The 23,039-nt window shown below is 72.0% G+C and carries 26 protein-coding genes; 7 read left to right on the top strand and 19 right to left on the bottom strand.

All coding sequences use genetic code 11. The features are described from left to right. Nucleotides 1-144: 144 nt before the first annotated feature. Nucleotides 145-954 (bottom strand): RNA polymerase sigma factor SigF, encoded by an 810-nt coding sequence (locus ACGFJ7_RS31930; RefSeq protein ID WP_392645455.1) that lies wholly within the window; start codon nucleotides 952-954, stop codon nucleotides 145-147. Between the two features lie 199 nt (nucleotides 955-1,153). Between ACGFJ7_RS31930 and ACGFJ7_RS31925 the strand changes: the two genes are divergently transcribed. Beyond that, nucleotides 1,154-5,164: a SpoIIE family protein phosphatase gene (locus ACGFJ7_RS31925; protein WP_392645453.1), complete on the top strand. Its 4,011-nt coding sequence runs from the start codon at nucleotides 1,154-1,156 to the stop codon at nucleotides 5,162-5,164. Beyond that, a complete protein-coding gene (locus ACGFJ7_RS31920; protein WP_360260048.1) occupies nucleotides 5,161-5,460 on the top strand; it encodes an STAS domain-containing protein in 300 nt (99 codons plus the stop codon). Before ACGFJ7_RS31925 ends, ACGFJ7_RS31920 begins: the two co-directional genes overlap by 4 nt. Here ACGFJ7_RS31920 and ACGFJ7_RS31915 read toward each other — a convergent pair. Then, on the bottom strand, nucleotides 5,441-5,818 hold the full coding sequence (locus ACGFJ7_RS31915) for an ATP-binding protein (RefSeq protein ID WP_392645451.1): 378 nt from the start codon (nucleotides 5,816-5,818) through the stop codon (nucleotides 5,441-5,443). The genes ACGFJ7_RS31920 and ACGFJ7_RS31915 overlap by 20 nt on opposite strands. Nucleotides 5,819-5,881: 63 nt before the next feature. Beyond that, nucleotides 5,882-6,187 carry an STAS domain-containing protein gene (locus tag ACGFJ7_RS31910; RefSeq protein WP_392645449.1) on the bottom strand — a complete coding sequence of 102 codons (306 nt, stop codon included), beginning with the start codon at nucleotides 6,185-6,187 and terminating at the stop codon, nucleotides 5,882-5,884. A 303-nt stretch (nucleotides 6,188-6,490) separates the two neighbouring features. On the opposite strand from ACGFJ7_RS31910, the gene ACGFJ7_RS31905 reads away from it, so the two are divergent. The 3 genes from ACGFJ7_RS31905 to ACGFJ7_RS31895 all read left to right on the top strand — a co-directional run bounded on the left by ACGFJ7_RS31905 (nucleotide 6,491) and on the right by ACGFJ7_RS31895 (nucleotide 8,243). After that, on the top strand, nucleotides 6,491-7,423 hold the full coding sequence (locus ACGFJ7_RS31905; RefSeq protein ID WP_360260040.1) for a DUF808 domain-containing protein: 933 nt from the start codon (nucleotides 6,491-6,493) through the stop codon (nucleotides 7,421-7,423). Between the two features lie 80 nt (nucleotides 7,424-7,503). Continuing rightward, nucleotides 7,504-7,929 (top strand): ATP-binding protein, encoded by a 426-nt coding sequence (locus ACGFJ7_RS31900; RefSeq protein WP_392645447.1) that lies wholly within the window; start codon nucleotides 7,504-7,506, stop codon nucleotides 7,927-7,929. Beyond that, nucleotides 7,926-8,243, top strand: a complete 318-nt coding sequence (locus ACGFJ7_RS31895) for an STAS domain-containing protein (RefSeq protein ID WP_392645446.1) — start codon at nucleotides 7,926-7,928, stop codon at nucleotides 8,241-8,243. Before ACGFJ7_RS31900 ends, ACGFJ7_RS31895 begins: the two co-directional genes overlap by 4 nt. On the opposite strand, the gene ACGFJ7_RS31890 is transcribed toward ACGFJ7_RS31895, so the two are convergent. Further along, entirely contained in the window at nucleotides 8,230-8,901 is a 672-nt protein-coding gene (locus ACGFJ7_RS31890) for an HAD hydrolase-like protein (protein WP_360260032.1), read from the bottom strand. The genes ACGFJ7_RS31895 and ACGFJ7_RS31890 overlap by 14 nt on opposite strands. Further along, nucleotides 8,901-10,808: a potassium transporter Kup gene (locus ACGFJ7_RS31885; RefSeq protein WP_392645444.1), complete on the bottom strand. Its 1,908-nt coding sequence runs from the start codon at nucleotides 10,806-10,808 to the stop codon at nucleotides 8,901-8,903. Before ACGFJ7_RS31885 ends, ACGFJ7_RS31890 begins: the two co-directional genes overlap by 1 nt. 139 nt (nucleotides 10,809-10,947) lie before the next feature. Between ACGFJ7_RS31885 and ACGFJ7_RS31880 the strand changes: the two genes are divergently transcribed. Next, complete coding sequence (locus ACGFJ7_RS31880) at nucleotides 10,948-11,988, top strand: DNA topoisomerase IB (RefSeq protein ID WP_392645442.1); 1,041 nt, start codon at nucleotides 10,948-10,950, stop codon at nucleotides 11,986-11,988. Between the two features lie 482 nt (nucleotides 11,989-12,470). Here ACGFJ7_RS31880 and ACGFJ7_RS31875 read toward each other — a convergent pair whose 3' ends face one another. Both ACGFJ7_RS31875 and ACGFJ7_RS31870 read right to left on the bottom strand, forming a co-directional pair. Then, complete coding sequence (locus ACGFJ7_RS31875) at nucleotides 12,471-13,082, bottom strand: DUF6114 domain-containing protein (RefSeq protein WP_392645440.1); 612 nt, start codon at nucleotides 13,080-13,082, stop codon at nucleotides 12,471-12,473. 2 nt (nucleotides 13,083-13,084) lie between these two features. Continuing rightward, nucleotides 13,085-13,717: a DUF6230 family protein gene (locus ACGFJ7_RS31870; RefSeq protein ID WP_360260022.1), complete on the bottom strand. Its 633-nt coding sequence runs from the start codon at nucleotides 13,715-13,717 to the stop codon at nucleotides 13,085-13,087. A 230-nt stretch (nucleotides 13,718-13,947) separates the two neighbouring features. On the opposite strand from ACGFJ7_RS31870, the gene ACGFJ7_RS31865 reads away from it, so the two are divergent. Continuing rightward, on the top strand, nucleotides 13,948-14,616 hold the full coding sequence (locus tag ACGFJ7_RS31865; RefSeq protein ID WP_392645438.1) for a Tat pathway signal sequence domain protein: 669 nt from the start codon (nucleotides 13,948-13,950) through the stop codon (nucleotides 14,614-14,616). Nucleotides 14,617-14,669: 53 nt separating this feature from the next. Here ACGFJ7_RS31865 and ACGFJ7_RS31860 read toward each other — a convergent pair whose 3' ends face one another. The 12 genes from ACGFJ7_RS31860 to ACGFJ7_RS31805 all read right to left on the bottom strand — a co-directional run bounded on the left by ACGFJ7_RS31860 (nucleotide 14,670) and on the right by ACGFJ7_RS31805 (nucleotide 23,039). Beyond that, nucleotides 14,670-15,413, bottom strand: a complete 744-nt coding sequence (locus ACGFJ7_RS31860) for a maleylpyruvate isomerase family mycothiol-dependent enzyme (protein ID WP_392645437.1) — start codon at nucleotides 15,411-15,413, stop codon at nucleotides 14,670-14,672. 12 nt (nucleotides 15,414-15,425) lie between these two features. After that, nucleotides 15,426-15,605, bottom strand: a complete 180-nt coding sequence (locus ACGFJ7_RS31855; RefSeq protein ID WP_360260015.1) for a hypothetical protein — start codon at nucleotides 15,603-15,605, stop codon at nucleotides 15,426-15,428. A gap of 40 nt (nucleotides 15,606-15,645) precedes the next feature. Further along, on the bottom strand, nucleotides 15,646-15,915 hold the full coding sequence (locus ACGFJ7_RS31850; RefSeq protein WP_392645435.1) for a hypothetical protein: 270 nt from the start codon (nucleotides 15,913-15,915) through the stop codon (nucleotides 15,646-15,648). An 82-nt stretch (nucleotides 15,916-15,997) separates the two neighbouring features. Beyond that, a complete protein-coding gene (locus tag ACGFJ7_RS31845) occupies nucleotides 15,998-16,828 on the bottom strand; it encodes a hypothetical protein (RefSeq protein WP_392645433.1) in 831 nt (276 codons plus the stop codon). Continuing rightward, on the bottom strand, nucleotides 16,825-17,286 hold the full coding sequence (locus ACGFJ7_RS31840; RefSeq protein ID WP_392645432.1) for a sigma factor-like helix-turn-helix DNA-binding protein: 462 nt from the start codon (nucleotides 17,284-17,286) through the stop codon (nucleotides 16,825-16,827). Before ACGFJ7_RS31840 ends, ACGFJ7_RS31845 begins: the two co-directional genes overlap by 4 nt. Nucleotides 17,287-17,342: 56 nt before the next feature. Further along, a complete protein-coding gene (locus tag ACGFJ7_RS31835; protein ID WP_392645430.1) occupies nucleotides 17,343-18,359 on the bottom strand; it encodes a sensor histidine kinase in 1,017 nt (338 codons plus the stop codon). Then, a complete protein-coding gene (locus ACGFJ7_RS31830; RefSeq protein WP_360260005.1) occupies nucleotides 18,352-19,044 on the bottom strand; it encodes a response regulator transcription factor in 693 nt (230 codons plus the stop codon). The genes ACGFJ7_RS31835 and ACGFJ7_RS31830 overlap by 8 nt, the downstream gene beginning before the upstream one ends. Before the next feature lie 9 nt (nucleotides 19,045-19,053). Beyond that, nucleotides 19,054-19,428: a hypothetical protein gene (locus tag ACGFJ7_RS31825; protein WP_392645428.1), complete on the bottom strand. Its 375-nt coding sequence runs from the start codon at nucleotides 19,426-19,428 to the stop codon at nucleotides 19,054-19,056. Then, nucleotides 19,425-20,825 carry a molybdopterin-dependent oxidoreductase gene (locus ACGFJ7_RS31820; protein ID WP_392645427.1) on the bottom strand — a complete coding sequence of 467 codons (1,401 nt, stop codon included), beginning with the start codon at nucleotides 20,823-20,825 and terminating at the stop codon, nucleotides 19,425-19,427. Before ACGFJ7_RS31820 ends, ACGFJ7_RS31825 begins: the two co-directional genes overlap by 4 nt. Next, a complete protein-coding gene (locus ACGFJ7_RS31815) occupies nucleotides 20,798-21,478 on the bottom strand; it encodes a methyltransferase domain-containing protein (RefSeq protein ID WP_392645426.1) in 681 nt (226 codons plus the stop codon). The genes ACGFJ7_RS31820 and ACGFJ7_RS31815 overlap by 28 nt, the downstream gene beginning before the upstream one ends. Next, on the bottom strand, nucleotides 21,475-22,383 hold the full coding sequence (locus tag ACGFJ7_RS31810) for a DUF2064 domain-containing protein (RefSeq protein ID WP_392645424.1): 909 nt from the start codon (nucleotides 22,381-22,383) through the stop codon (nucleotides 21,475-21,477). Before ACGFJ7_RS31810 ends, ACGFJ7_RS31815 begins: the two co-directional genes overlap by 4 nt. Continuing rightward, nucleotides 22,380-23,039 carry a glycosyltransferase family 2 protein gene (locus tag ACGFJ7_RS31805; protein ID WP_360259994.1) on the bottom strand — a complete coding sequence of 220 codons (660 nt, stop codon included), beginning with the start codon at nucleotides 23,037-23,039 and terminating at the stop codon, nucleotides 22,380-22,382. Before ACGFJ7_RS31805 ends, ACGFJ7_RS31810 begins: the two co-directional genes overlap by 4 nt.

The following is a 23,039-nucleotide window of genomic DNA, read 5'->3' as shown; positions in this document are numbered from 1 at the left end:
CAAGGTTGAGGGCCGGGTGTGGCCGACCCAGACGTAAAGCGCTCCCCAGCCAGTCAGGGTCGGCCACACCCGGCCCTCAACCGTCCCAGCGCAAGAAAGCCCGCGCCCCCAAGCGGGACGCGGGCCTCAAAGAAGCAAACCCGATCAGAGAACGTCGGTCGACAGCTGCTTACGAAGCTTGGTCAGCGCCTTGGTCAGCAACCGCGACACGTGCATCTGCGAGATACCGACCTGCTCGGCGATCTGCGACTGGGTCAGGTTCCCGTAGAACCGGAGCGTGAGGATCTTCTGCTCCCGCTCGTCGAGCGTGGCCAGCGCCGGCCCCAGCGCCACCCGGGTCTCGGCCAGCTCGAATTCGCTGTCCTCGCCTCCCAGGGTGTCACCCAGTTCGGTGGATCCGTCGGCCGAGATCGGCGTGGACAGCGACGTCGCGTTGTACGCCCGCGCCCCTTCCAGGCCTTCCAGGACGTCTTCCTCGGTCACGTTCAGGTGGACCGCGATGTCGGCCACCGTCGGCGCGCGCCCCAGCGAGTGGGTCAGCGTGTTGTTCGCCTCGGTGATGGCCAGCCGCAGTTCCTGCAGGCGGCGCGGGACGCGCACCGACCACGTACGGTCGCGGAAGTGGCGCTTGATCTCGCCGATGATGGTCGGGATGGCATAGCCCGCGAAGTCGACGCCGCGGTCGGCGTCGAAGCGGTCGACCGCCTTGATCAGGCCGACCGTCGCCGTCTGGACCAGGTCGTCGGTGGGCTCGCCGCGGCCGCTGTAGCGCTGCGCGAGGTGACGGGCCAGCGGCAGCCAGGCCTCGATCGCCCGGTCGCGCAGGGCCGCGCGGGACGGGTGACCGACGGGCATCGCGGCCATCGCCGTGATCAGCTCGCTGGCGCCGTCCGCGTTGGTCTCCGAGACCTTGCCGGCGTCGGCGGTACGGGCCGAAGCGGTGATGACTGCCATGAACCGAGCTCCTCTCCTGGTGGCCGGCTGTCCGTGTACCGGCGCAGCGCAGCATTTCCCTCGATCACCATTCGGCCAAACTCATCTTTTCAGGTGACAACCGACGACGAACGGGTAGGACGGGTCGGCCGGATGGGGGATGAGCCGGCGTGAGTATGTTTGCTGAGCTGCAAGTACGGACCGGGGAGACTTCGAGGCGATGAGCAACGCGTCGGCGGCTGAGGTGTTCGCCGGCGGAGGTGAGGTCGGTCACGACCTAGCCGCCGTCGAGTGGGAGTCGACCCCACTGGGTTCACCGGAGCAATGGCCGCAGAGTCTGCGCACCGCGGTCAGCATCCTGCTGTCCTCGCGGTTTCCGATGTGGATGGCGTGGGGTCCGGAGCTGACCTTCTTCTGCAACGCCGCCTACCGGCGGGACACACTCGGCCGCAAGTACCCGTGGGCGCTGGGCCGCCCGGCGAGCGAGGTGTGGGCCGAGATCTGGGACGACATCGGCCCGCGCATCGAGACCGTGCTCTCCACCGGCCAGGCCACCTGGGACGAGGCGCTGCTGCTGTTCGTGGAGCGCTCCGGCTACCCGGAGGAGAGTTACCACACCTTCTCCTACAGCCCGTTGCGCGACGACGACGGCAACCTGGTCGGCATGCTGTGCGTGGTCAGCGAGGAGACCGAGCGGGTCCTCGGCGAGCGCCGGATGGCGACGCTGCGCGACCTCGGCTCGGATCCCAGCGCGATCCGCACCGAGCAGCAGATGCTCACTTTCGCCGCCGCCCAGCTCGACCGTAACCGGCAGGATCTGCCGTTCAGCCGGATCTATCTGTTCACCGAGGACGGCCCCCCACGGCTCGCGGCCACCACCGGCACGGTGCCCGAGGGGTTCCCGGACGGGTGGCCGCTCGAGGCGGTGACCCGTGGCGAATCCGAGCAGGTCGGCCAGGCTCTGCTCGTGCCGCTGCTGCAGCAGGGCGGTTCCCCGTACGGGTTCATGGTCGCCGGCCTCAACAAGTTCCGCGCCCTCGACGAGAACTACCGCGGTTTCCTCGAGCTCGCCGCCGGTCATGTCGCCGCCGGTATCGCCAGCGCCCGCAGCTACGAGGCTCAGCAGCGCCGGGCCGAGGAGCTGGCCGAGCTGGACCGGGCCAAGACCGCGTTCTTCTCCAACATCAGCCACGAGTTCCGTACGCCGTTGACGCTCATCATGGGCCCGGTGGAGGACCTGCTCGACCGGTCCGGCCCGGACGATCAGGTGCGGGCCGAGCTCGACGTCGTCCAGCGCAACGCGCTGCGCCTGGGCAAGCTGGTCAACACGCTGCTCGACTTCTCGCGTATCGAGGCCGGCCGGATGCAGGCCCGCTTCGAGCCGGTCGACCTGGCCGCGGCCACCGCCGAGCTGGCCAGCGTCTTCGAGTCGGCGGTCCAGCGGGCCGGTCTGACCTTCACGGTGGACACCCCGCCGCTGGCCCAGCCGGTCTACCTGGACCGCGGCATGTACGAGAAGGTGATCCTCAACCTGCTCAGCAACGCCTTGAAGTTCACCTTCACCGGCGGTATCCGCGTCGCCGTGCGCACCGAGGGCGGCGCGCCGGTCATCACCGTGTCCGACACCGGCGCCGGTGTGGCGGAGCAGGAGATCCCCCGGCTGTTCGAGCGTTTCCACCGGATCGAGAACGCGCAGTCGCGCTCCAACGAGGGCAGCGGCATCGGCCTGGCCCTGGTCAAGGAGCTGGTCGAGCAGCACGGCGGCACGATCACGGCCGACAGCGTCGTGGGTAAGGGCACCACGTTCACCATCCGGCTGCGGTTCGGCGCCGGGCACCTGCCGGCCGGCGCCCTCGTGCCCGCCAAGACCGGCAGCACCGTCTCGGCCAGCGCCGACCCGTACGTCCAGGAGGCCCTGCGCTGGCTGCCCGGCGCCGAGGCCGAGGAGACGCCCGCGAAACAGGTGGCCGGGGCCAGACTGCTGATCGCCGACGACAACGCCGACATGCGCGACTATCTGACCCGGCTGCTGCGCTCGGCCGGGCATTCGGTGGAGGCCGTCGGCGACGGGCAGGCCGCGCTGGAGGTGGCCCGGGTGCGCAACCCCGACCTGATCGTCAGCGACGTCATGATGCCCCGGCTGGACGGCCTTCAGCTGGTGGCGGCGTTGCGGGCCGATCCGCGGACGGCCGGCACGCCCGTGCTGCTGCTATCGGCCCGGGCCGGTCAGGAGGCCTCCATCGAGGGGCTGGAGGCGGGCGCCGACGACTATCTGGTCAAGCCGTTCTCCTCGGCGGAGCTGCTCGCCCGCGTACGGGCGAATGTCGAACTGGCCCGTCTGCGCAATCACCACGCCCGCTGGCGCACGGCCCTGATCGACTCGTTGCAGGAGGCGTTCTTCGTCTGTGACGAGGACGGCGCGATCATCGAGATCAACCCCACGTTCACCGACATTCTGGGGTACGGGCCGGAGGGGCTGCCCTATCGGCCGGTGCACCCGTGGTGGCCCGACCGGGAGTCGGACCCCGACGGCTACCAGCAGGTGGCCGAGGCGTTCGCCATGCTGGTGGATGAGCCGCGCGGCTCGTACACGATCCCGGTCTCGCACCGCGACGGGCACGTGCTGTGGGTGGCGGCCTCGTTCAACCAGGTCCGCGATCCCGATTCGGGCCGGCGCGTCATCGTCGGCACCTTCCGCGACGTCACCGCCGAGCACTACGCGGTGCAGCGGGAGAGCGCCCTGGCCGCGCTGAGCGTGCGCCTCACCCAGGCCGAGAGCCTGCCCGGGGCGCTGCGCGGCGTGCTCGAGGAGCTGCGCGACCTGTGGCAGGCGACCGGCGTGTACGCGGCCGTGTTCACCGGCGACGGCGTTCCGGCGGTGACCGCCACCGACGGCGAGCCCCGCTGGGACGAGCTCACCGACCAGCAACGGCAGATTCTTGCTTCGGTACGGGACAAAGCACCGCTCACACCGATCGCCGAGCGCGCCGGCGGCGCCGGCATCGCCCTGGAACACCCGAACGGCACGATGGCGCTGTGGGTGGATCTGGCCGAGAACCGGCCGTTCACCGAGCAGGATCAGACCCTGCTGGCGCTGCTCGCCGGCCACCTCGGCCAGGGCCTGCACCGCCTCCACCAGATCGACCAGCAGCGCGAGACCGCGCTCGCCCTGCAGCGGGCCATTCTCGGCCCGGCCCAGCTGCCGGCCGGTTTCGCCGTGCGGTACTCCCCCGCGACGCGGCCGCTGAAGGTCGGCGGCGACTGGTACGACACGGTCACCCTGCCCGACGAGCGGATCGGCATCGTGGTCGGCGACTGCGTCGGGCACGGCTTGCAGGCGGCCACGGTGATGGGCCAGCTGCGCAGCGCCTGCCGGGCCCTGCTGCTGCAGAACATCGATCCGGCCCAGACGCTGACCGCGCTCGACCGGTTCGCCGTGCAACTGCCCGGCGCCATGTGCGCCACCGTCTTCTGCGGGGTCCTCGACCCGGTCACCGGCGACCTGGCGTACGCCAGCGCGGGACACCCACCCGCTGTCGTCACCCACCCGGACGGCGTGATCGACCTGCTCGACCAGGGCCGGTCCCGCCCGCTGGGCGTGCGCACCCCGGCCGGCCGCCCCGAGGCCCATTACACCGTGCCCAGCCGGGCCACCCTGCTGCTCTACACCGACGGCCTGGTCGAGCGCCGCCGCCGGCCGCTGACCGCCGGCATCGAGCGGGTCGCCGGCACCGTCCAGCGGGGACGCGCCGCCTCGATCGAGGACCTGGCCACCGAGGTGATGGAGAGCATGGCCCCCGAAGGCGGATACGACGACGACGTGGCCCTGCTGCTCTACCGGCAGCCCGGCCCGCTGGAGCTGGACTTCGAGGCCGAGTCGACCCGGCTCGCCCCGGTGCGCTCGGCCCTGCGGGGCTGGCTGGCCCGGGCCGGCATCGACCCCACCACCACCCAGAACGTGCTGGTGGCGGCGGGCGAGGCGTGCGCCAACGCGATCGAGCACGGCCACCGGCACGGCCCGGGCGGCCGGATCCGCCTGATCGCCACGGCGACCGCCGACTACCTGCGGCTGACCGTCACCGACAGCGGCCGCTGGAAGACACCGCGGCCGGCCGAGAATCCGCACCGGGGCCGCGGCCTGGCCCTGATGCGGGCGCTGATGACCGAAGTGACAGTGACGACCGGCGCGACCGGCACCGTCGTCGGACTGCAAACGAGGATCCCGGGATGAGCACCGTATTGAGCTTCGCCACCGCCCAGGACCCGGACGGCAGCCTCGTCCTGTCCGCGGCCGGCGAGATCGACATGAGTAACGCCGCCGAGTTCTCCACGGCCCTGGACGGCGCCCTGGCCGAGGCGGGCGCGGCGCCGGTCGTCGTCGACCTCACCCAGGTCGGCTACATCGACAGCGCCGGCCTGGCCGTCGTCTTCCCGCACCTCGACCGGGTCCGGCTGGTCGCCTCGGCGCTGCTGGCCCCGGTGTTGACGGTGGTCGGCCTGGACGACGTCACGACCGTTCGGGTCTGACCGGGAGCCGGGCCCAGACCACCTTGCCGTTCGCGGTGAGCCGGCTGCCCCAGTCGTCGCTGACCGCGTCGACCAGCAGCATGCCCCGCCCGCCGAGACGCCGCGGGTCCGGGCCGAGCAGCCGCGGCAGCTCGCGGCTGCTGTCGAAGACCTCCACCAGCACGTCGCCGTTGCGGCTCAACGTCACCTCGCCGCCGTCGCCGGTGTGCTGGACGACGTTGTGCACCAGCTCGGTGATCACCAGCAGCGTGTCCTCGACCAGCTCGCCGGCCTGCCTCGCGGCCAGCCAGCCGTGCGCGGCGTGCCGCAGCGATGCGCTGTCGGTCCGATGATCGAACGGGAGCCGCATCGCGTGCATGACCGGCTTCTGTACCCGCCGTGCCCTCGCGCACACCCGGCGAGGCCGCCGGGCCGGGAAACGTCAGGCCGCGATGTGGAACATGTCGGTCACGCCGCAGATGTCGAGCACCTGGCGGACCGGGGGACGGACGTGGTGGATCTCGAGGCGGCTGCCGAGCCGATCGGCGTTGAAGTGGCAGAGCACGAGCGCGTGGATGCCGGCCGAGCCGAGGAACGTCACCTCGCCCATCTCGACGACCAGGCTGCGGGGCTGCTCACGCTGAAGCACGTCGTCGAGGAACTGCCGCACCTGGTTCGAGTTGTCCATGTCGATCTCGCCGGACAGCACGACCACGGTGTCGACGCCGTTGCCGCCGCGCCTCTCCATGACAAGCTGGTCCAGCTCGTCAGGGCTACATCGACCGTTCTCGGGGTAAAGGAAGGACACAACACACCCCTCTCGATGGCTCTTCCGATCAGAGAGATCGCTTCGTGCAGACCGTCGCGCATGACGGTGCCGAGAGGAGCGCCTGGCGAAAAGGCCGCAGAACCCGACGCAATACGGATAGGCCCCACCCTAAGCCGTACACCTCCCCGCAGCCATCACCTTGAGGCCAGTGACATGACTCGCGGCGTTCTGGGGAACAATGAGCGCGCACTCACTCAGGTTCGACCCAGAGAGGACTGTTCCTTGGCCGGAGGACTCGTAGCCCTGCTGGACGACGTGGCGGTGCTGGCCCGCGCCGCCGCCGCCTCCCTCGACGACGTCGGCGCCGCCGCGGCGAAAGCCGGCGCCAAGGCCGCGGGGGTCGTCATCGACGACGCCGCCGTCACCCCGCAATACGTGCGGGGCCTGGCCGCCGACCGTGAGCTGCCCATCATCAAGCGCATCGCGCTGGGGTCGCTGCGCAACAAGTTCCTGATCATCCTGCCCGCGATCCTGCTGCTCAGCCAGTTCGTGCCGTGGCTGCTCACCCCGATCCTCATGCTCGGCGGCGCCTACCTGTGCTTCGAGGGCGCGGAAAAGGTCTGGGCGAAGATCGCCCACCACGACGCGCACGGCGGCGACGAGACGGCCACGGACGAGAAGTCGCTGATCTCCGGCGCCGTGCGCACCGATCTGATCCTGTCCGCCGAGATCATGGTCATCACCCTCAACGAGGTCATCGACGAGCCGTTCTGGAGTCGCCTGGCCATCCTGGCCGTGGTCGCGCTGATCATGACCGTGCTGGTGTACGGCGCCGTCGGCCTCATCGTGAAGATGGACGACGCCGGCCTGCGCCTGTCGCAGCTGCCCGGCGCCATCGCCGGCTTCGGCCGGGGCCTGGTGAACGCGATGCCCAAGGTCCTCACCGCACTCACCGTGATCGGCACGGCCGCCATGCTCTGGGTCGGCGGCCACATCCTCCTGGTCGGCACCGACGAACTCGGCCTGCACTTCCTCTACGAGTGGGTGCACCACCTCGAGGAGGCCGCGCACGACGCCACCGGCGCCCTCGGCGGCGTCGTCGGCTGGCTCGCCAACACCGTGGCCAGCGCGATCCTCGGCCTGATCGTCGGCGCCGCGATCGTCGTGGTCGTGACCTTCACCCTGCACCGCCGTAAAACCCGGGGGCATGCATAACCCACGTACCGGTGGGGAACTAGCCTGGGCCGTCAGCGAAGTCGGCGGGGATGAGAGAGCGAGGCGGTGACTTTGCCCCGATGAGTACATTGACGGCCCACTTCGACCTGCCCCTGGACAACACGGCCCCGTCGTTCGCGCGCGCCGCGGTGGCCGCGGTGCTCGGCTCCTGGGGGCTCCGCGACAGCGACTGGCTCGACGCGGCCATGACGGTGCTCAGCGAACTGGTGAGCAACGCCGTCCGGCACGGCGGCGGCGAGGTCGTGGTCGACGTGGAGGCGTACGGACGGCAGGCGATCGTCTCGGTGGCCGACGGCTCGTCGGTCGTGCCGCGGCGGCGCGAGCCCGACGGCACCGGCGGGCTCGGCCTCGCCATCATCAACGCGCTCACCGCGCGCTGGTTCGTGGAGTCGTACGAGGGTGGCAAGAGAGTCCGGGCGGAACTACTGCCGTGTCCTGGCGAGGGAGTCACAGCGGGCGGCACCAGCCGTACGGAGACGGCATGATAATCACCGCCCACCGCGACACCGGCGGTCAGACCCGGCTCGAGCTCGACGGCGCCCTCGACATGGGCACCGCCGGCACATTGGACGACCAGGTCGCCCGGACCCTGGTCGACACGCGCCCGCACCGGCTGATCGTCGACGTCACCGGCGTCGACTTCTGCGACTCCTCCGGCATCCACGCCCTCGTCCGCGCCCGCGACACCGCCCACCGCCACGGCGCCGCCTTCGCCGTGCACAACCCGGTCGGCATCACCCGGCGCACCCTGGAGATCGCCGGGCTGCTCGGCCCGCTGACGACGCTCAGCTCCGGATGACGGCCGCCGTCGCCTCGATGACCTCGGGGATCTCCGCGAACGTGTCCACCGACGCGGTCACGTAACGCGGGTCGAACTCGTCGAGGCGGCGCACGCCACTCTGCAGGCAGGCGACGAACCGGATGCCCGCTCCCCCGGCGGCCACCGCGTCGCCCGGCGAGTCACCCACGTACACGCACTGCCCGGGCTCGAGCCCCGTCTCGGCGAGCAGTTCGTCGAACACCCGCGGATCCGGCTTGCGAAACCGCGTGTTGCCCTGGTGGTAGGCGGCGGTGACCCGGCCGGCCAGCACGTGGTCCGGCTCGAGCAGATGGCGTACCTCGGCCTCGGTCCGCGAGGTCAGCATCATGACCGTGCGCCCCCGCTCGACCAGCCGGTCCAGCGCGGCCAGATTCTCCGGCGGGATGACGTCCAGCCGCCCCTCGGCCAGATACCGCTGGTGCAGCACCGGGAACAGCTCCGCGAACCGCTCCAGATCCACCCCCGGCGACCGGTGCGGCATGGCGTCCAACAGCGTCTCACCCCACGTCGCCAGGTGCACCGCCCGCGCCATGGGCGGGCGCCCGAGACGCGCCAGAACCTCGTTCTCCAGCTCGAACGAGGCGGCCTCGGTCAGGCACAGGGTGTCGTCCACGTCCACGATCACTGCTTCGATCATCACACCTCGATGTGGGAGCCCATGATGACCGTGCGGTCGCGGGGCAGGCTGAAATACTCGGCGGCGTCGGCGGTGATGTACGACGTGGCCACGAACAGGCGTTTACGCCAGGTCGCCATCGTCGGCGTACGGCCGATCCGCAGCTCGATCTTCGACAGGAAGTACGAGGCCTGGTCGAGCTGGAGGTCACCCTCGGTCGTGCCCGGCTCCAGCAGGCGCAGCGCGGCCGGCACGTCCGGCGTCTCCATGTAGCCGAAGCGGGCGATCACATGCACGATGCCGTCGTCGGTGTACCCCAGGTCGTCGATGGTGATCCGGTTCTCCGGGGCCACCCGCGGGATCGTCTGCGTCTCCAGCGACATGATGATGACGTGCTCGTGGCGGACGTGGTTGTGCTCGACGTTCGCCCGCATGGCCAGCGGCGCGGTCAGCTTGCCCCGGTTCAGGAAGACCGCCGTACCGGGCACCGTCTGGGTCTTCGACCGGTTCTCGTGCAGGTCGGCGATGAACTCCTTGAGCGAGCCCTCCCGCCGGTTGCGCTCGGCCGTGACGATGCGCCGGCCCGCCTGCCAGGTGGTCATCAGCGTGAACGCGGTCAGCGCGATCAGCAGCGGCAGCCACGCGCCGTGCGCCAGCTTGGTGAGGTTGGCCCCGACGAACAGCAGGTCCACGGCCAGCAGGACGGCGGCGCCGGCCCCGATCAGCCACAGCGGCGCCGCCCGCCGGGTACCGGCCACATAGAAGAACAGCAGCGTGGTGATGGTGATGGTGCCGGTGGCGGCCATGCCGTACGCGTAAGCCAGCGCCGCCGAGCTGCGGAACGCGAAGACCAGGGTGAGCACCGTGACCATCAGCAGCCAGTTGATCCACGGCACGTAGATCTGCCCGACCGACGACTCCGACGTGTGCGCGATCCGCAGCCGCGGCAGGTAGCCGAGCTGCGCCGCCTGCGAGGCCACCGAATACGCCCCGGTGATCACCGCCTGCGAGGCGATGACCGTCGCCGCCGTGGCCAGCAGCACCAGCGGCAGCCGGCCCCACTCGGGCACCAGCAGGAAGAACGGGCTGCTGATGTTGGCCGGGTCCTCGAGCACCAGGGCGCCCTGCCCCAGGTAGCTGAGCGTGAGGGCGGGCAGCACCAGGAACAGCCAGCCCCGGGTGATGGCCTTCCGCCCGAAGTGGCCCATGTCCGCGTACAGGGCCTCGGCGCCGGTCACCGCGAGCACGATCGCGGCCAGCGCGAAGAAGGCGATGTGGAAGTGCCCGGCCAGGAAGCCCATGGCGTACGTGGGTGACAGCGCCTTGAGGATCGCGGGGTTCTCGACGACCCCGGCCACGCCGAACCCGCCGATCACGGTGAACCAGACGATCATGATGGGCCCGAAGACCCGGCCGACCGCGGCCGTACCCCGCCGCTGCACCAGAAACAGCACGACGATGATGACGGCGGTGATCGGCACGACCGCCTCCCCCAGCGACGGCTCGACCGTCTTGACACCCTCGACCGCCGACAACACCGAGATGGCCGGCGTGATCATGCTGTCGCCGAAGAACAGCGACGCGCCGAAGATGCCCAGCCCGGCCAGGATCACGGCCGCCTTGCGCCCCTGCTGAGCGGCACTGCGGCGGAGCAGCGCGATGAGGGCCAGAATGCCGCCCTCGCCGTCGTTGTCGACGCGCAGCGCCAACAGCACGTACGTGACGGTCACGATGATCATCACGGACCAGAAGATCAGCGACACCACGCCGTACACGTTGTCCGCACTGACCGGAACCGGGTGCGGATCCTCAGGATTGAAAACGGTCTGCAGCGTGTAGATCGGGCTCGTGCCGATGTCGCCGAACACCACTCCGAGCGCACCGATCACAATCGCGAGCCGTGCGCTGTCATGGGAAGTAGCGGACACGGAACGCTCCTCAGGACCGGTGATACCGAGCGCGACGATACCGGTCAGGACCGCCCGCCCACCTCGAATCGTGACACCCCTCGCACCGCGTATAGCATCCTAGGAACCTGGGTCAGTTTCTGCGAGCAACACTTACGTCGTGACCGACGATCATCCCCGGCCGCCCGGCTACCGCCGCGACCCGGCCGGCCGCTACACCGGCACCGGCGGGCGCCCGGTCACCGCGGCCGCCACTCTGGCCCGGATCCACGCCCTGAAGCTGCCACCCGCCTGGCACGACGTCTGGGTCGCGGCCGACCCGGAGGCGAAGGTCCAGGCCGTCGGCACCGACGCGGCCGGCCGCACCCAGTACCGCTACAGCAGGGCGTGGACCGAGGCCCGCGCCTCCGACAAGTTCGCCCACCTGCCGGACTTCGCCGGCGCCCTCCCCCGGCTCCGCGACCATGTCGGCGCCGAGCTGGGCGCGGGCCCGCGCGGCCGCCGCCGCCTCGACCGTGACCGGGTGCTCAGCATCGCCGCCCGCCTGCTGGACCTGGGCTTCTTCCGGGTCGGCTCGGAGCGTTACGCCCGCGACAACGAGACGTACGGCCTGACCACCCTCCACCGCGACCACGTCAAAGTCAGCCACGACGCGGTGCACTTCGACTACACAGCCAAGGAGCACAAACATCGCGTCGTCGAGGTGACCGACCCGGCCGTGGCCGCCTGGGTGCGCCACCTGATAGCCCGCGACGACATCGGCCCCGAGTTCCTGGCCTGGCAACGCCCCGACGGCGCCTGGCAGCCCGTACACAGCACACACGTCAACGCGTACATCCACACCCACACCGGCATTGACGCCACCGCCAAGCAGTTCCGCACCTGGGCCGGCACGGTCCTGGCCGCGGCCGCCCTGGGCGGGGCCCACCACGGCCAAAAGGCACAATCGACGACCTTGGCTGCCGTACGGGCCACCAGCACCCTGCTCGGCAACACCCCCGCCGTGGCACGCGCCTCCTACATCCACCCGGCCGTACTGACCGCCTTCACGCAGGGCCACACCATCGCCCCGGCGGTCACCGAAGCCGCCACCCGCCTGGGCGACAACCGCCTCTCGGTGGTGTGGCGGGACCCGGCCGTACAGACCGCGGCCGCCCACCTGATCAGCACCGGCACCCCGCCCCATCGGCCGGAGCCCTGACCACGTCACGATGGCCCCGAGCCAACGCCTGTGACGCTTTCGACCGGTATGTCCGAGGCGACTCGCGGACGATCAACCGCTCCGCCGGGTTCCACTCAGCGCGCCGCGCGGGCCAGGACTTGCCGCGACCGGACGCCTTCGGCCGAAACGGCGGAGCCTCCGGCCGACGCGCATGGGGCTTCATCCCCGACAGAGCCGGCCTCGTCAAGACCGCCACGCCCTCCCGGACACGACAGAGCCTCCGGCCGTCAAGCGCCGAACCTCGACCCGCACCTGGTTGGCCGGCCCCACCACCGAAACCGACGCTTGAGCCGGACTCGAAAGCCCCTGACTTCCAGCACCCGGAGAAGGCTCCCGGCCGCCTTTGGGAACCAGGCGGCGTGGTTGCCGTGCGCCGGGACAGCGACCCAACCGGCCCGGCAGCGAACCAACCCGGCGCGGCGGCCACTCGGCCGAGGTGGCGACTCAGCCGGCGCGGCCGCTCAGCCGGCGCTGCGATGCCTTGGGCCGATGGTGGTGGAGGGCCCGGCTGGTCGGGATGGGTTTTCCGGCGGGGTGGGAGCCGGACTCACCGGGTCGTCGTTCGGTGAGGGCGGGGAATCGTTCAAAGGGCCGAGGTCGTCGGGCGCCATGGCAAGGGTCTCGTGAGCCTCGGCGGGATGCCCCTGGGAGGAAGCTTCGTCCGAAAGGGGCCAGGCCGCGGGGTGGGCTTCGGGTTCTGGTGGTGGGGCCGGGGCTTCGGTGGTTTCCGGGCGGGGGCTCCAGGCGAAGGCCAGGGCGCTGCCGACCAGGCCGAGCAGCATGCCGACGATGAAGCCGCCCAGGTTCGAGGTCAGCCAGGAGCCCAGGCTCAGGGCCGCCGCGACCAGCGAGTAGAACAGGCGCTGGGCCGGGCTGACCAGCAGCAGGATGCCGCAGAGCAGCAGGATCATCGGGACCAGGAAGCCGGCCAGGCCCTGCATGCCGACGTGGACGACCACCGGCAGGGGGGCCTTCACCGAGATCAGGATCTCCGCGCCGGCCAGGGTGACGAGCAGGCCGCCCCAGAAGGGGCGGGCGTGCCGCCATCGGGAGAAGGACGACCGCCCGCCCATCGTCAGCAGCCGTCGCCGGTGAAGGCCATGCGCAGGTGCGGCAGGGTGAACCGGGCCGCCGTGGTGGCGTAGTTGTTCTGCCGCAGGTTCGCGATGGTCACGGTGTCGGCCTGCTGTCCGAAAACGCCCGCGCCGCCGGTGATCTTTCCGCCGTTGCGCCGGTCGTTCACCTTGTCGAAGGTGCTCGCGTCCTGGCCGATATCGATGTTCTTGAAGTCGGCCTCGCCGGAGATCTGGTCCGAGTCGACGACCAGGCTGTCGGCCTTGACCGGCGTACCGGCGTCGCCGGCGGTGATTTTCAAATGCATGCCGCCGAGGGAGACGCTCTGGCAGAGCTTGGTCAATTCCGCCTTGTCGATGGCCGAGACGATGACGACCACCTGGCCGCCGGTGTCACCGGCGTTGGGACTGTCCTCGATCATGTTGTCCAGCGCCGCGAACTGCTCGAATCCGGTGCCCTCGAGCTGGGTCGCGGTGACCGTGAAGGGCATTCCGGAGATCGAGAAGTTGGCGGCCAGGACGCCCTGCGCGGTCAGCGCCACCAGCCCGGCGGCCATCGCCGCGGTGATGCCGAACATGGCGCCGAAGCGCTTCCAGCTTGTTTCCCGCCGAGTTTTCACTGGCAACGTTCTCATGGGCAACTCCTAGATCGACAAATCGCGATTCAATATCGTCGAGCGTCAATGTCGATTTGGCCGAAGTTACTCCCGGGTAGCGGAGCGGTCAAGTCGTACGGCCGCGGATCGCAGGTCGTGCTTTGTTACGCCGAAGTTGCCTTGACGTCACGTCCGGCCGGGTCTATAAACCGACAAGTCGAGCGTCAACGTCGGTACCAGCGCTTATCCGGACTATGAGGAGAGAAGCCATGCGCGCGTACCGAACCATCTTCGTGATCACCGCGGTCGCGGCCTCCGTGGGCCTGGGCGCCACCCCGGCCCTGGCCGACGCCCCGGCCGTGCTGACCGTCGAGGCGGCCGGCGGCACCGCCGCCGCCGTCGGCGATGTGCTGACCGCCTCGGTCGCCACCGGCACCACCGCCGACTTCACCACCACGGCCGGCGGGAGCACCGGCATCAAGTGCGCACAGTCGGCCTTCACGGCCACTGTCGTGGACAACCCCGAGGCGCCGGGCGTCGCCAGCGAGTCGGTCACCTCGCACACGTTCGCCGGCTGTACCGCGAACATCTTCGGCGTCACCCGGGTGAACAGCGTGACGGTGAACAACACGCCGTTCGCCACCACTGTCGACAGCGCCACCGGCGCCGTCACCGTGAGCGGCACCGACGCCGCCCCGATCCAGACCACGCTGAGCCTGGGCACCATCCTCGGCTCGGTCACCTGCGTCTACCGCGCCACCGGCAACGCCATCACCGGCGTATCGGCCAACGACGACAACTCGATCACCTTCACCCAGCAGGCGTTCGCGAAGTTCTCCGGCCCGGTCACCTGCCCGGGCAGCGGCTTCTTCACCGCCCGCTACGCGCCGGTCCTGGACAGCTCCGTCGAGGGCACGCCGGCCGTCTTCACCAACTGAAAGTGATCAGCACGCTCGCCGGGCACCCGAAATGCGCCCGGCGGGCGGGCTGGTCAGCTCCACGAGACCGTGGCCCGGCTCCGCCACGCGTCCAGGGCACCGAGGTCACCGTCGACGGCGAGCTGGTCCGGGCCACCCCGGTTCCACAGCAACAGGTACAGGTCGGTGGCGGCCCCGGACAGGGTCAGGGTGGTGGCCGGTGCGGCGCCGTCGGCCACGTGCAATCCGCCGGCGTCCATCCGAAGGGTCCACGCCGCCTCGGCGTCGGTGGCCGTCAGCGCGATGGTGACCGGCGGCTCGCAGGCCATCCGTTCGGGTCCCCGGCCGAAGAACCCCCGCAACAGCTCCTCGACGCCGTCGACCGCGAACGCCGGCGCCCAGGCCGGTGTGGCCCCGTCCGCGGACTCGACGTCGGCGCGGTGCACGGCCGTCTCGTGCGCCTGCCGGCGCGCCCAGAAGGCCAGCGGCGACGGCGCCGGCATGAAGCTCCAGCAGGTGAGCTCGGGATCGGCGCCGGCCAGCGTGCCGACCAGGGCGCTGTGCCCGGACCGGAACCAGTCGATCAGCGCCTCGTCGCCGACGCGGGTGAAGAACCCCTCCTCGCCGCCGGGGCGCTCGAGGCGGTCCGCGACGTGGGCCGCGGCCCACCGGTGCACGCCGCCGAGGTGCAGCAGCACGTCCCGGACCTGCCACCCGGGGCAGGCCGGCACCACGGCGTCCAGCCCGGTCCGCCCGGCGGCCTCGGCCACGAGCTCGCCGTCGCGGCGGAGAGTGTCAAGATAGTCCTCGATGCGCATGCCATGATCATCTCAGCCGCCGTCCAGCGCCGCGTACACCGCTTCGATGCGGTCGCGGACGGGGCCGGGCTCGGTCACCTGCTCGCCGGCGCGGTCCCGGAGCTTCACGAAAGCGGCCATGTCGGCCCGGGCTGCCTCGAGGTCGCCCAGCTCGACGTGGATGGCGGCCCGCCGGGTCAGGGCACGGACCATCGCGCCCACGTTCTCGCCCTGGCACCGGCGCAGCTCGAGCTCACCGGAAGTGCCGTCCGGCCACGATGGCGGTGTCCAGCAGCCAGGCGTCGCGGCGCGCCACGGTGGCCGCCCGGTCGGCCGGGCCCTCCTCCGCGTCGAGCGCCTCCGAGGCGTACGACCGGAGAAGGTCGTGGAACTTCAGGCGCCCGTCGGGGCGCTGCTGGAGCAGGCTGAGGTCGACCAGGTCGTCGAGGGCGTCCTCGGTGGTCAGCAGCGGCTCCTCGGCCAGCACCGCCGCCAGCTCGGGCCCGGTCGACGCCCCCGGCACGAGGGCGAGCCGCCGGAACAGGCGGCGGGATCACCCTATTTCCCCTCGCGGGCCCGGCACCGGGTACCGGGCCCCCGAGCGGTCAGGGCTGAATCGGCAGGGTCTGCCCGGCCAGCAGCCGCTTGCCGGCCTCGATCTTGGCCGCGAACGGGTTCGGCAGATTCCACAGCTCGGCTAGCTTGGCCGCGTCCTGGCCGTCGTAGCCCCTGGCGAAGAAGACGTCGACCCGCTTGATCTCGTCCTTCTGCTCCTTGGCCGCCTCGACGTTGGCCGGCTTGGGCTTGACCGGCAGGTCCTGCCCGGCCAGCAGGCGCTTGCCGGCCTCGAGCTTGGCCGCCGGCGGGTCGCTCAGGTGCCAGATCGTGGCCAGCCTCTCGGCGTCGGCCCACACGTAGCCGGCGTCGAAGAACGCCGCGTACTGCTTGTCCTGCTCGGGCGAGGTGGCCGGGTCGGACGGCACGACGTCCTGGTGCGGCCCGACCGGCAGGGTCTCGCCCAGCAGCAGACGGCGGCCGGCCTCGGCCTTGACGGCCGACGTGTCGCGCAGCCGCCAGATCTTGGCCAGCTTCTCGGCGTCACCGAGGCCGTAGCCGGCAGCGGCGTACGCCTCCCAGCGCTTCTGCAGCTCCTCGTCGCTCGGCGCGGACGACGCCGAGACGGCCGGGGCGGCGGCGACCGGAATGGCGGCCGTCGTGGCCCCCGAACTGCCCGGCAGGAAGGCCGGCAGGTTCACCGCGCCGGCGATCAGGCCGGCGCCCAGCACGCCGCCCGCCGCGATCTGGGCGCCCCGCCGGCGGCGCTTGTAGCGGCCGGAGAGCTCGACCACGCGGGCGTAGACGGCGGCGGGGTCTCCGGTGTTGTTCTCGTGCTCCGCGAATACCTCACGCAGCTGGTCGGGGTGCTGCTCAGTCACGACTTCTCCTCGGCGGGAATGCGTTCGGTCAGCTCCGGCTCCAGCCGGAGCGCTTTCAGCGACTTCGTCGCGAGGCCCCGCACGGCCGGCCGGGAGCTGCCCAGCCAGTCGGCGATCTGGCCGTCGTCCAGCTGCTCGTAGTAGCGCAGCACCAGCACGGCCCGCTGCTTGCGGCCGAGGCCGGCCAGGCGCTGCCACAGATCGCCGGGGACGCTGCCCTGGACGTGCCGCAGCCGGCGGACCGCCCAGAAGCGCCGCCAGGACAGGTACTCGTCGAGCACCATGCGCCCGACGTACGCCTCCAGGTCTTCGGTCCCGCTGATCCGCCGCCAGCGGGCCTGGACCCGGGCCAGCACCTCCTGCACAATGTCCTGGGCGAGGTCGCGGTCGCCGGAGAGGACGACCGTGAAGCGCAGGAGACTGGGCAGCCGGGCCATCGCGAATTGCTCGAAGGTCACGCCACTAGGACGGGCCTCGCGGCGCCGCTGTGCAGTCCGCCCGGAAAGATTTTCGCTCAGCGCGCCGCCGCGCCGGGCAGGCGCACCTCGAAGCGGCAGCCGCCCGTGACGTTCTGGGCACGCACCTGGCCGCCGTGCGCCTCGACCAGACCGCGCACGATGGCCAGCCCGAGCCCGCCGCCCCCGGCGGTCTCCGGAGTGCGGGCCCGGGTGCCGCGGAAAGCGACGTCGAAGACCCGTGGCAGATCGTCCTCCGGGATGCCGCCGCAGCTGTCCGACACCGCGAACCAGACCACGCCGCCGTCCCGGCCGGCGTCGACGTGGATGACACCGTGGGCCGGGGTGTAGCGCACCGAGTTGGTGAGCAGGTTGTCGAGGATCCGGTTGAGCTCGGCCGCACCGGCGGTGACCACCGGCCACTCGTGCCCGGCCGCGACCACCCGGATCCCGCGGCTGCCGGCCAGCGGGGCGACCGCGGCCACCGCGTCCGAGACCACGTCGGCCAGCGGCAGGTCGGCCGGGGTGAGCCGCAGCGCGCCGGCGTGGATACGGGACAGCTCGAACAGATCGTCCACCAGGCCGCTCATCCGGTCGGTCTCGGCGCCGATGCGGCGGTGGTACTCGGCCACGGTCGCCGGGTCGGCCACCACCCCGTCCTGCAGCGCCTCGGTCATCGCGCGCAGCCCGGCCAGTGGGGTGCGCAGATCGTGCGACACCCAGGCCACCAGGTCGCGGCGGCCGGCCTCCATCCGCCGTTCCCGCTCGCGGGCCTGGGCCGCCCACACCGCGGCGGCGGCCAGCCGGCGCCCGAACACGGCGCCCAGGACCAGACTCACCACGGCCGACGCGGCCACGGTGACCAGGACGACCCGCATGTCGTGGGCGGAGAGGAACATGGCCCGGGCGACGGTGACGACCCCGGCGGCCACCGCGGCCACGGTGACGGCGAGCAGCACACACACGTGCACGGCGATCGACCGGCCGCGCAGCGCCCGCAGCGCGGCGGCGCCGAGCAGGCCGACGACCGCGCCCGCGGCCAGCGAGTAGAGGCCGATCAGCGCGATGTCACGCATGGCCCGGCTCGTACCGGTAGCCCACGCCCCAGACGGTCAGCAGCCGCTTCGGCGCCGCCGGATCCGCCTCGATCTTCTCGCGCAGCCTCCGCACGTGCACGGTCACCGTCGACTGGTCGCCGAACTGCCACCCCCACACCCGGTCGAGGAGCTCGGCCCGGGAGAAGGCGCGCGCCGGATGCCGCAGCAGGAACTCCAGCAGGTCGAACTCGCGCACGGTCAACGTGAGCGGGCGCCCGGCCAGTTCCGCCGTGCGCCGGCCGGTGTCGGCCACCAGGTCGCCGTCGCGCAGCAGCGCCGGGCGCGGCGGGGCCTGCGGCGCGGTGCGGCGCAGCACCGAACGCACCCGCAACACCAGCTCCCGCGGGCTGAAAGGCTTGGTCACGTAGTCGTCGGCGCCGACCTCCAGACCGAGCACCCGATCGCTCTCCTCGCCCAGCGCGGTCAGCATGACCACCGGCAGCCCCGGCTGCTCGCGGCGGAGCCGGCGGCACACGTCGAGCCCGTCGACGCCACCGAGCATGAGATCGAGCACCACCAGATCGGGACACTCGGCGTCGACGGCGGCCAGCGCGGCCAGCCCGTCGGCGACGAGCCGCACCCGGCAGCCGTCCTGCTCGAGGTAGCGGCGCACCACATCGCTGACGGTCGGGTCGTCATCGACGACGAGTACCTGATGGGTCACGTTCGGAGGCTACCCATGCGCACGCCCGCGACGCCCGGCCCGCAACCTTTCGATTCCCTTACGACCGGCGACGGTCACCACCAGTATCAGGAGCGTTCCCCAGAGGTACGGGCCGGGGAGCGGCCCGATCGCCAGCGGAACGGCGACCACGGCGACGGCGAGACCCACCACGCCGGTCAGGCGCGCGCCGGGCCGCCCGGCGGGTGGCACGAACCGGTCGATCAGCGCGCCGCCGGCCAGCACGAGCGGCAGGAACAGGGCGTCGTGCAGGACCAGCACGGCGGCCAGGAACACCAGAATCCCGAGCCGGTGCGGGTCCCGGGCGGCCCCGATCACCGCGTACGCCATGACCAGCGTCCCGGCCACCACCAGAAGGCGCCTCATCGGGCTCTCCGCACCGAGATCCTGGCCACCCACTTGGTCTGCAGCACACCGGGCCGGTTCGGCGCGATCAGCCGGGCCGGAAAGCCGTGGTCGGCGTCGAGGGCCTCCCGCCCGAGCCGCAGAGCGATCAGCGTCCGATCGTCGCCGAGGTGCGGCCCCGCCACGACCGAACTGCGATAGCGCCCGGACGCCTGCAACGACACGACCTCGGCCTCCACGCCGGCCACGTCCCGGCCCAGCAGACCGGCCAGGTCGCGCAGCCGCACACCCGACCAGGTCGCGGTCGCGCTCCAGCCCTCCACACAGGCGATCGGCAGCACGGCGCTGTGCTGCGGCATCGCCGCCAGATCGGCCAGGCTCAGCGCGACCTCGCGACCGAAACCGGCCACCACGAGGCGATAGGCCGGATCGAGCGCGGCCTCGCGAACCCCGGCCGCCGCCGCGGTCCGGTTGACCGCCAGCCCCTGCGGCCCGTCACCGCGCCGCCGCGGCGCCAGCACACTGACCGCGGCCAGCGGAGCGACGGTCTGCCCCACTGTGGCCACCGTGACGACACCGGCGGCCACCCCGACCGCCACCAGCACCTGCCGCCGCGCTACAGCGCCCTTTCCGCCGGCGGCTTCCCCCTCGCTCCCTTCTTTACTTTCTTCACTTTCTTCGTCTTTGCCGCCTTCGCCGGCCCTCCCCTTCTCCCGCGCTTCCTCGGCCGTCCTCTGACCGCCGGTTCCCTGATCGCGCGCTTCCTCGGCCGTCCTCTCATCGCCGGTTCCCTCATCCCGGGCTTCCTCGCCCGCCCTCTCACCGCCGGTTCCCTCATCCCGCGCTTGCTCGCCCGCCCTCTCTTGCTGGGGCGCGGAGATGTGCCGGCGGCGCAGCGCGGTGCGGGCCGCGGGCAGCTGGACGCCGATGTGTGTCAGAAGGGCGCCGACCGCCAGCCAGGCGATCCAGTAGTGGGCGGTGGTGAAGAAGAACGGCATCGGCGCGTACAGGTGAGCTGTGTTGAGCACGCCGCTCACCACCTGGAACAGCGCGGCGGCGACCAGCGCGGCCACGCTCGCGCGCTCGGCCGCGTGAGCGACACCGCGCACCGGCGGCCAGATGAACAACCGTGGGTAGACCGACCAGAGTTTCGCGCCGAGCAGCGGAACCGTGGCCAGGCCGGTCGCCACGTGCAGGCCCTGGGTGAACCGGTAGAGCCCGGCCGGCCGCGACGGCCACCAGAACCAGCCGGGCGGGTGCTGGATGAGGTGGCTCAGGACGCCGGTGACGAAACAGACGCCGAACGCGGCGCCGAGCGCCACCCCCAGCAAGCTCGTCAGGCGGGCCGACCTCGACGGTCCCGGCGAGGTGGGCCAGGTCAGAATCCGCGTCAGGCGGGAGTCATCGTCGCGAACCATCGGCCCGCCTCCGTCCACGTCGTCCGGATGACCAACGCCGCCGCCCGGGCCAGGGGCGCGAGGTCGTCGGCGGCCACTTGCGCCCAGCGCAGCGGCGCCGCCGGCCCGCCGCTCCCGTCCCGCAGGGTGGCCGTTCCCGCCCAGCTGCCGGCGCCCGGCGCCTCCAGTTCGGCGTGCAGCAGCCCGTGCGGCGCGAGCAGGTCACGGCAGCGCCCCAGCAGCGCGGCCGGATCGCCGCCGATGCCCACGTTGCCGTCGGCGAGCAGCAGGTGCTCCCACCGCCCATGGCCGGGCACCGCCGCGAAGACGTCCCGGCGCAGGGCCAGCGCACCCCGGGCCAGGGCCAGCCGTACGGCGGCCGCACTCACATCGATGCCCAGCGCCGGCCGTCCCCCGGCCAGCAGAGCCCGGGTGAGCCGGCCCGGCCCGCATCCCACATCGAGGGTGGCCCCGCCGCACCGATCGAGCAGCCCGCCGTCACCGGCTCGCACCGACCCGCACCACCCGGCGGCGTCGACCCGGTGTTCGCGCCCGTGAACGTCGCGCAGCGCAAGCGTCGCGTCCTCCCCGGCCGTGGCCCGTGCCAGCGCCCGCTCGTAGACCACGAGGGCCGACCGCTCCGCCGTCGCGCAGTCGGCCACCGTCGCGCTCATGCCGCCCCACCCACAACCGGCCCACCCGCGACCCGCGCGTCCACGCCCGGCCCACCCGCGACCCGCGCGTCCACGCCCGGCCCACCCGCGACCCGCGCGTCCACGCCCGGCCCGGCCGCGACCGGCCCACCCGCGACTCGCGCGTCCACGGCCCACGTGTCCACGGCCCGCCCACCCGCGCCCTGCGCGCCCAAGACCCGCCCACCCAGGACCGGGCCGGACGCGACCGGGCCGGACGCGAACCGCGAACCCGTGCCCATCCGCTCGGAACCGGCCGCCACGGGTGCGAGGATGCGGCGGACCGCGGTGGGGAAACACGCGGTGTCGGGGCAGGCGGCGGCCACCTCCAAGGCGTCGGCGGCGGTGTCGACGTCGCGTAAAGGCGGCAGGAGGTACGGCTGGACGCCGCGGGTTCGCAAGGCGGCCAGAGTCGAAGCGCCGGTGTCCGGTGTGGACATCGGAACGGCCGGCAACACCCGGGCGGCGTCCGTGTCCCGCAGGCCCAGGGCCCACCATCCGCCGTCGTGGGCCGGCCCGAGAACGGAACCGGTCCGGACCAGCGCCTCGGCCGCCGCGCACAGCAGATCCGCGGTGAGCTGCGGGGTGTCCATGCCGATCAGGAGCGTCGGCACGCCGGGCAAGGCGGTGTCGGTGAACGCGTACGCCAATCTCTGCCCCAGCCCCTCACCGCGCTGCGCCACCCGGCACCAACCCGACGGCACGGGGTAGCTGCCTTCGAGGACGGTGGTCCGCCGTACGGCCGGAACTTGATCGACGGTTTTCCAGGTGTCGGCAAGCGCCACCCCGGCCAGCACCGCCGCCTCGGCCGGCGTGCAGGGCGGGCAGAGGCGGGTCTTCACCCGGCCGGGGACGGGAGCCTTGGCCATGACCAGAATCTGGATCATCGGCTCAGCACCGCCCGCATGTCGTTGATCGCCTGTACCGTCCCGCGAACGGTCCCGGTCACCTTCGACCGGGTCCCGGCCGCACGGGGGTGATACGCGACGTCGAGCTCGCGTACCCGCCAACCCGCCCGGGCCGCGGCCAGCAGCAGCTCCAGCGGGTAGCCGCACCGGCGGTCCCGCACGTCCAGCGCGAGCAGCGCGTCACGGCGAGCGGCGCGGATCGGGGCGATGTCGTGCACCGGCAGGCCGGTGGCGCGGCGCACCCGACGGGCGACGACCGCGTTGCCGAGACGCGCGTGCACGGGCCAGGCCCGCACGCCGGTCGGACGACGGCGGCCACCGACGAGATCGGCGTCGCCGTCCCGCACCGGGCCGGCGAGCCGGGGCAACTCGGCCGGATCGAACGAGCCGTCCGCGTCGAGCACACAGACGACGCCGTCGTCCGGGTCCGAAGCCAGAACCCCGGCGTGCACGGCGGCGCCGTACCCACGCCGGTCGACCTCGATCACCCGCGCGCCGAGACGGCGGGCCACCTCCCGGGACCCGTCGGTCGAGCCGTTGTCGGCGAGAATCGGCCGGAACCCGGCCGGCATGCGGGACAGCAGCCACGGCAGGGCGGCGGCCTCGTTGAGGCAGGGCAACACCACATCGGTCAT

Origin of the sequence: Actinoplanes sp. NPDC048988 (assembly GCF_043197815.1) — a bacterium.
GTDB lineage: Bacteria > Actinomycetota > Actinomycetes > Mycobacteriales > Micromonosporaceae > Actinoplanes.
This window is presented reverse-complemented; position numbering and strand designations above follow the sequence as displayed.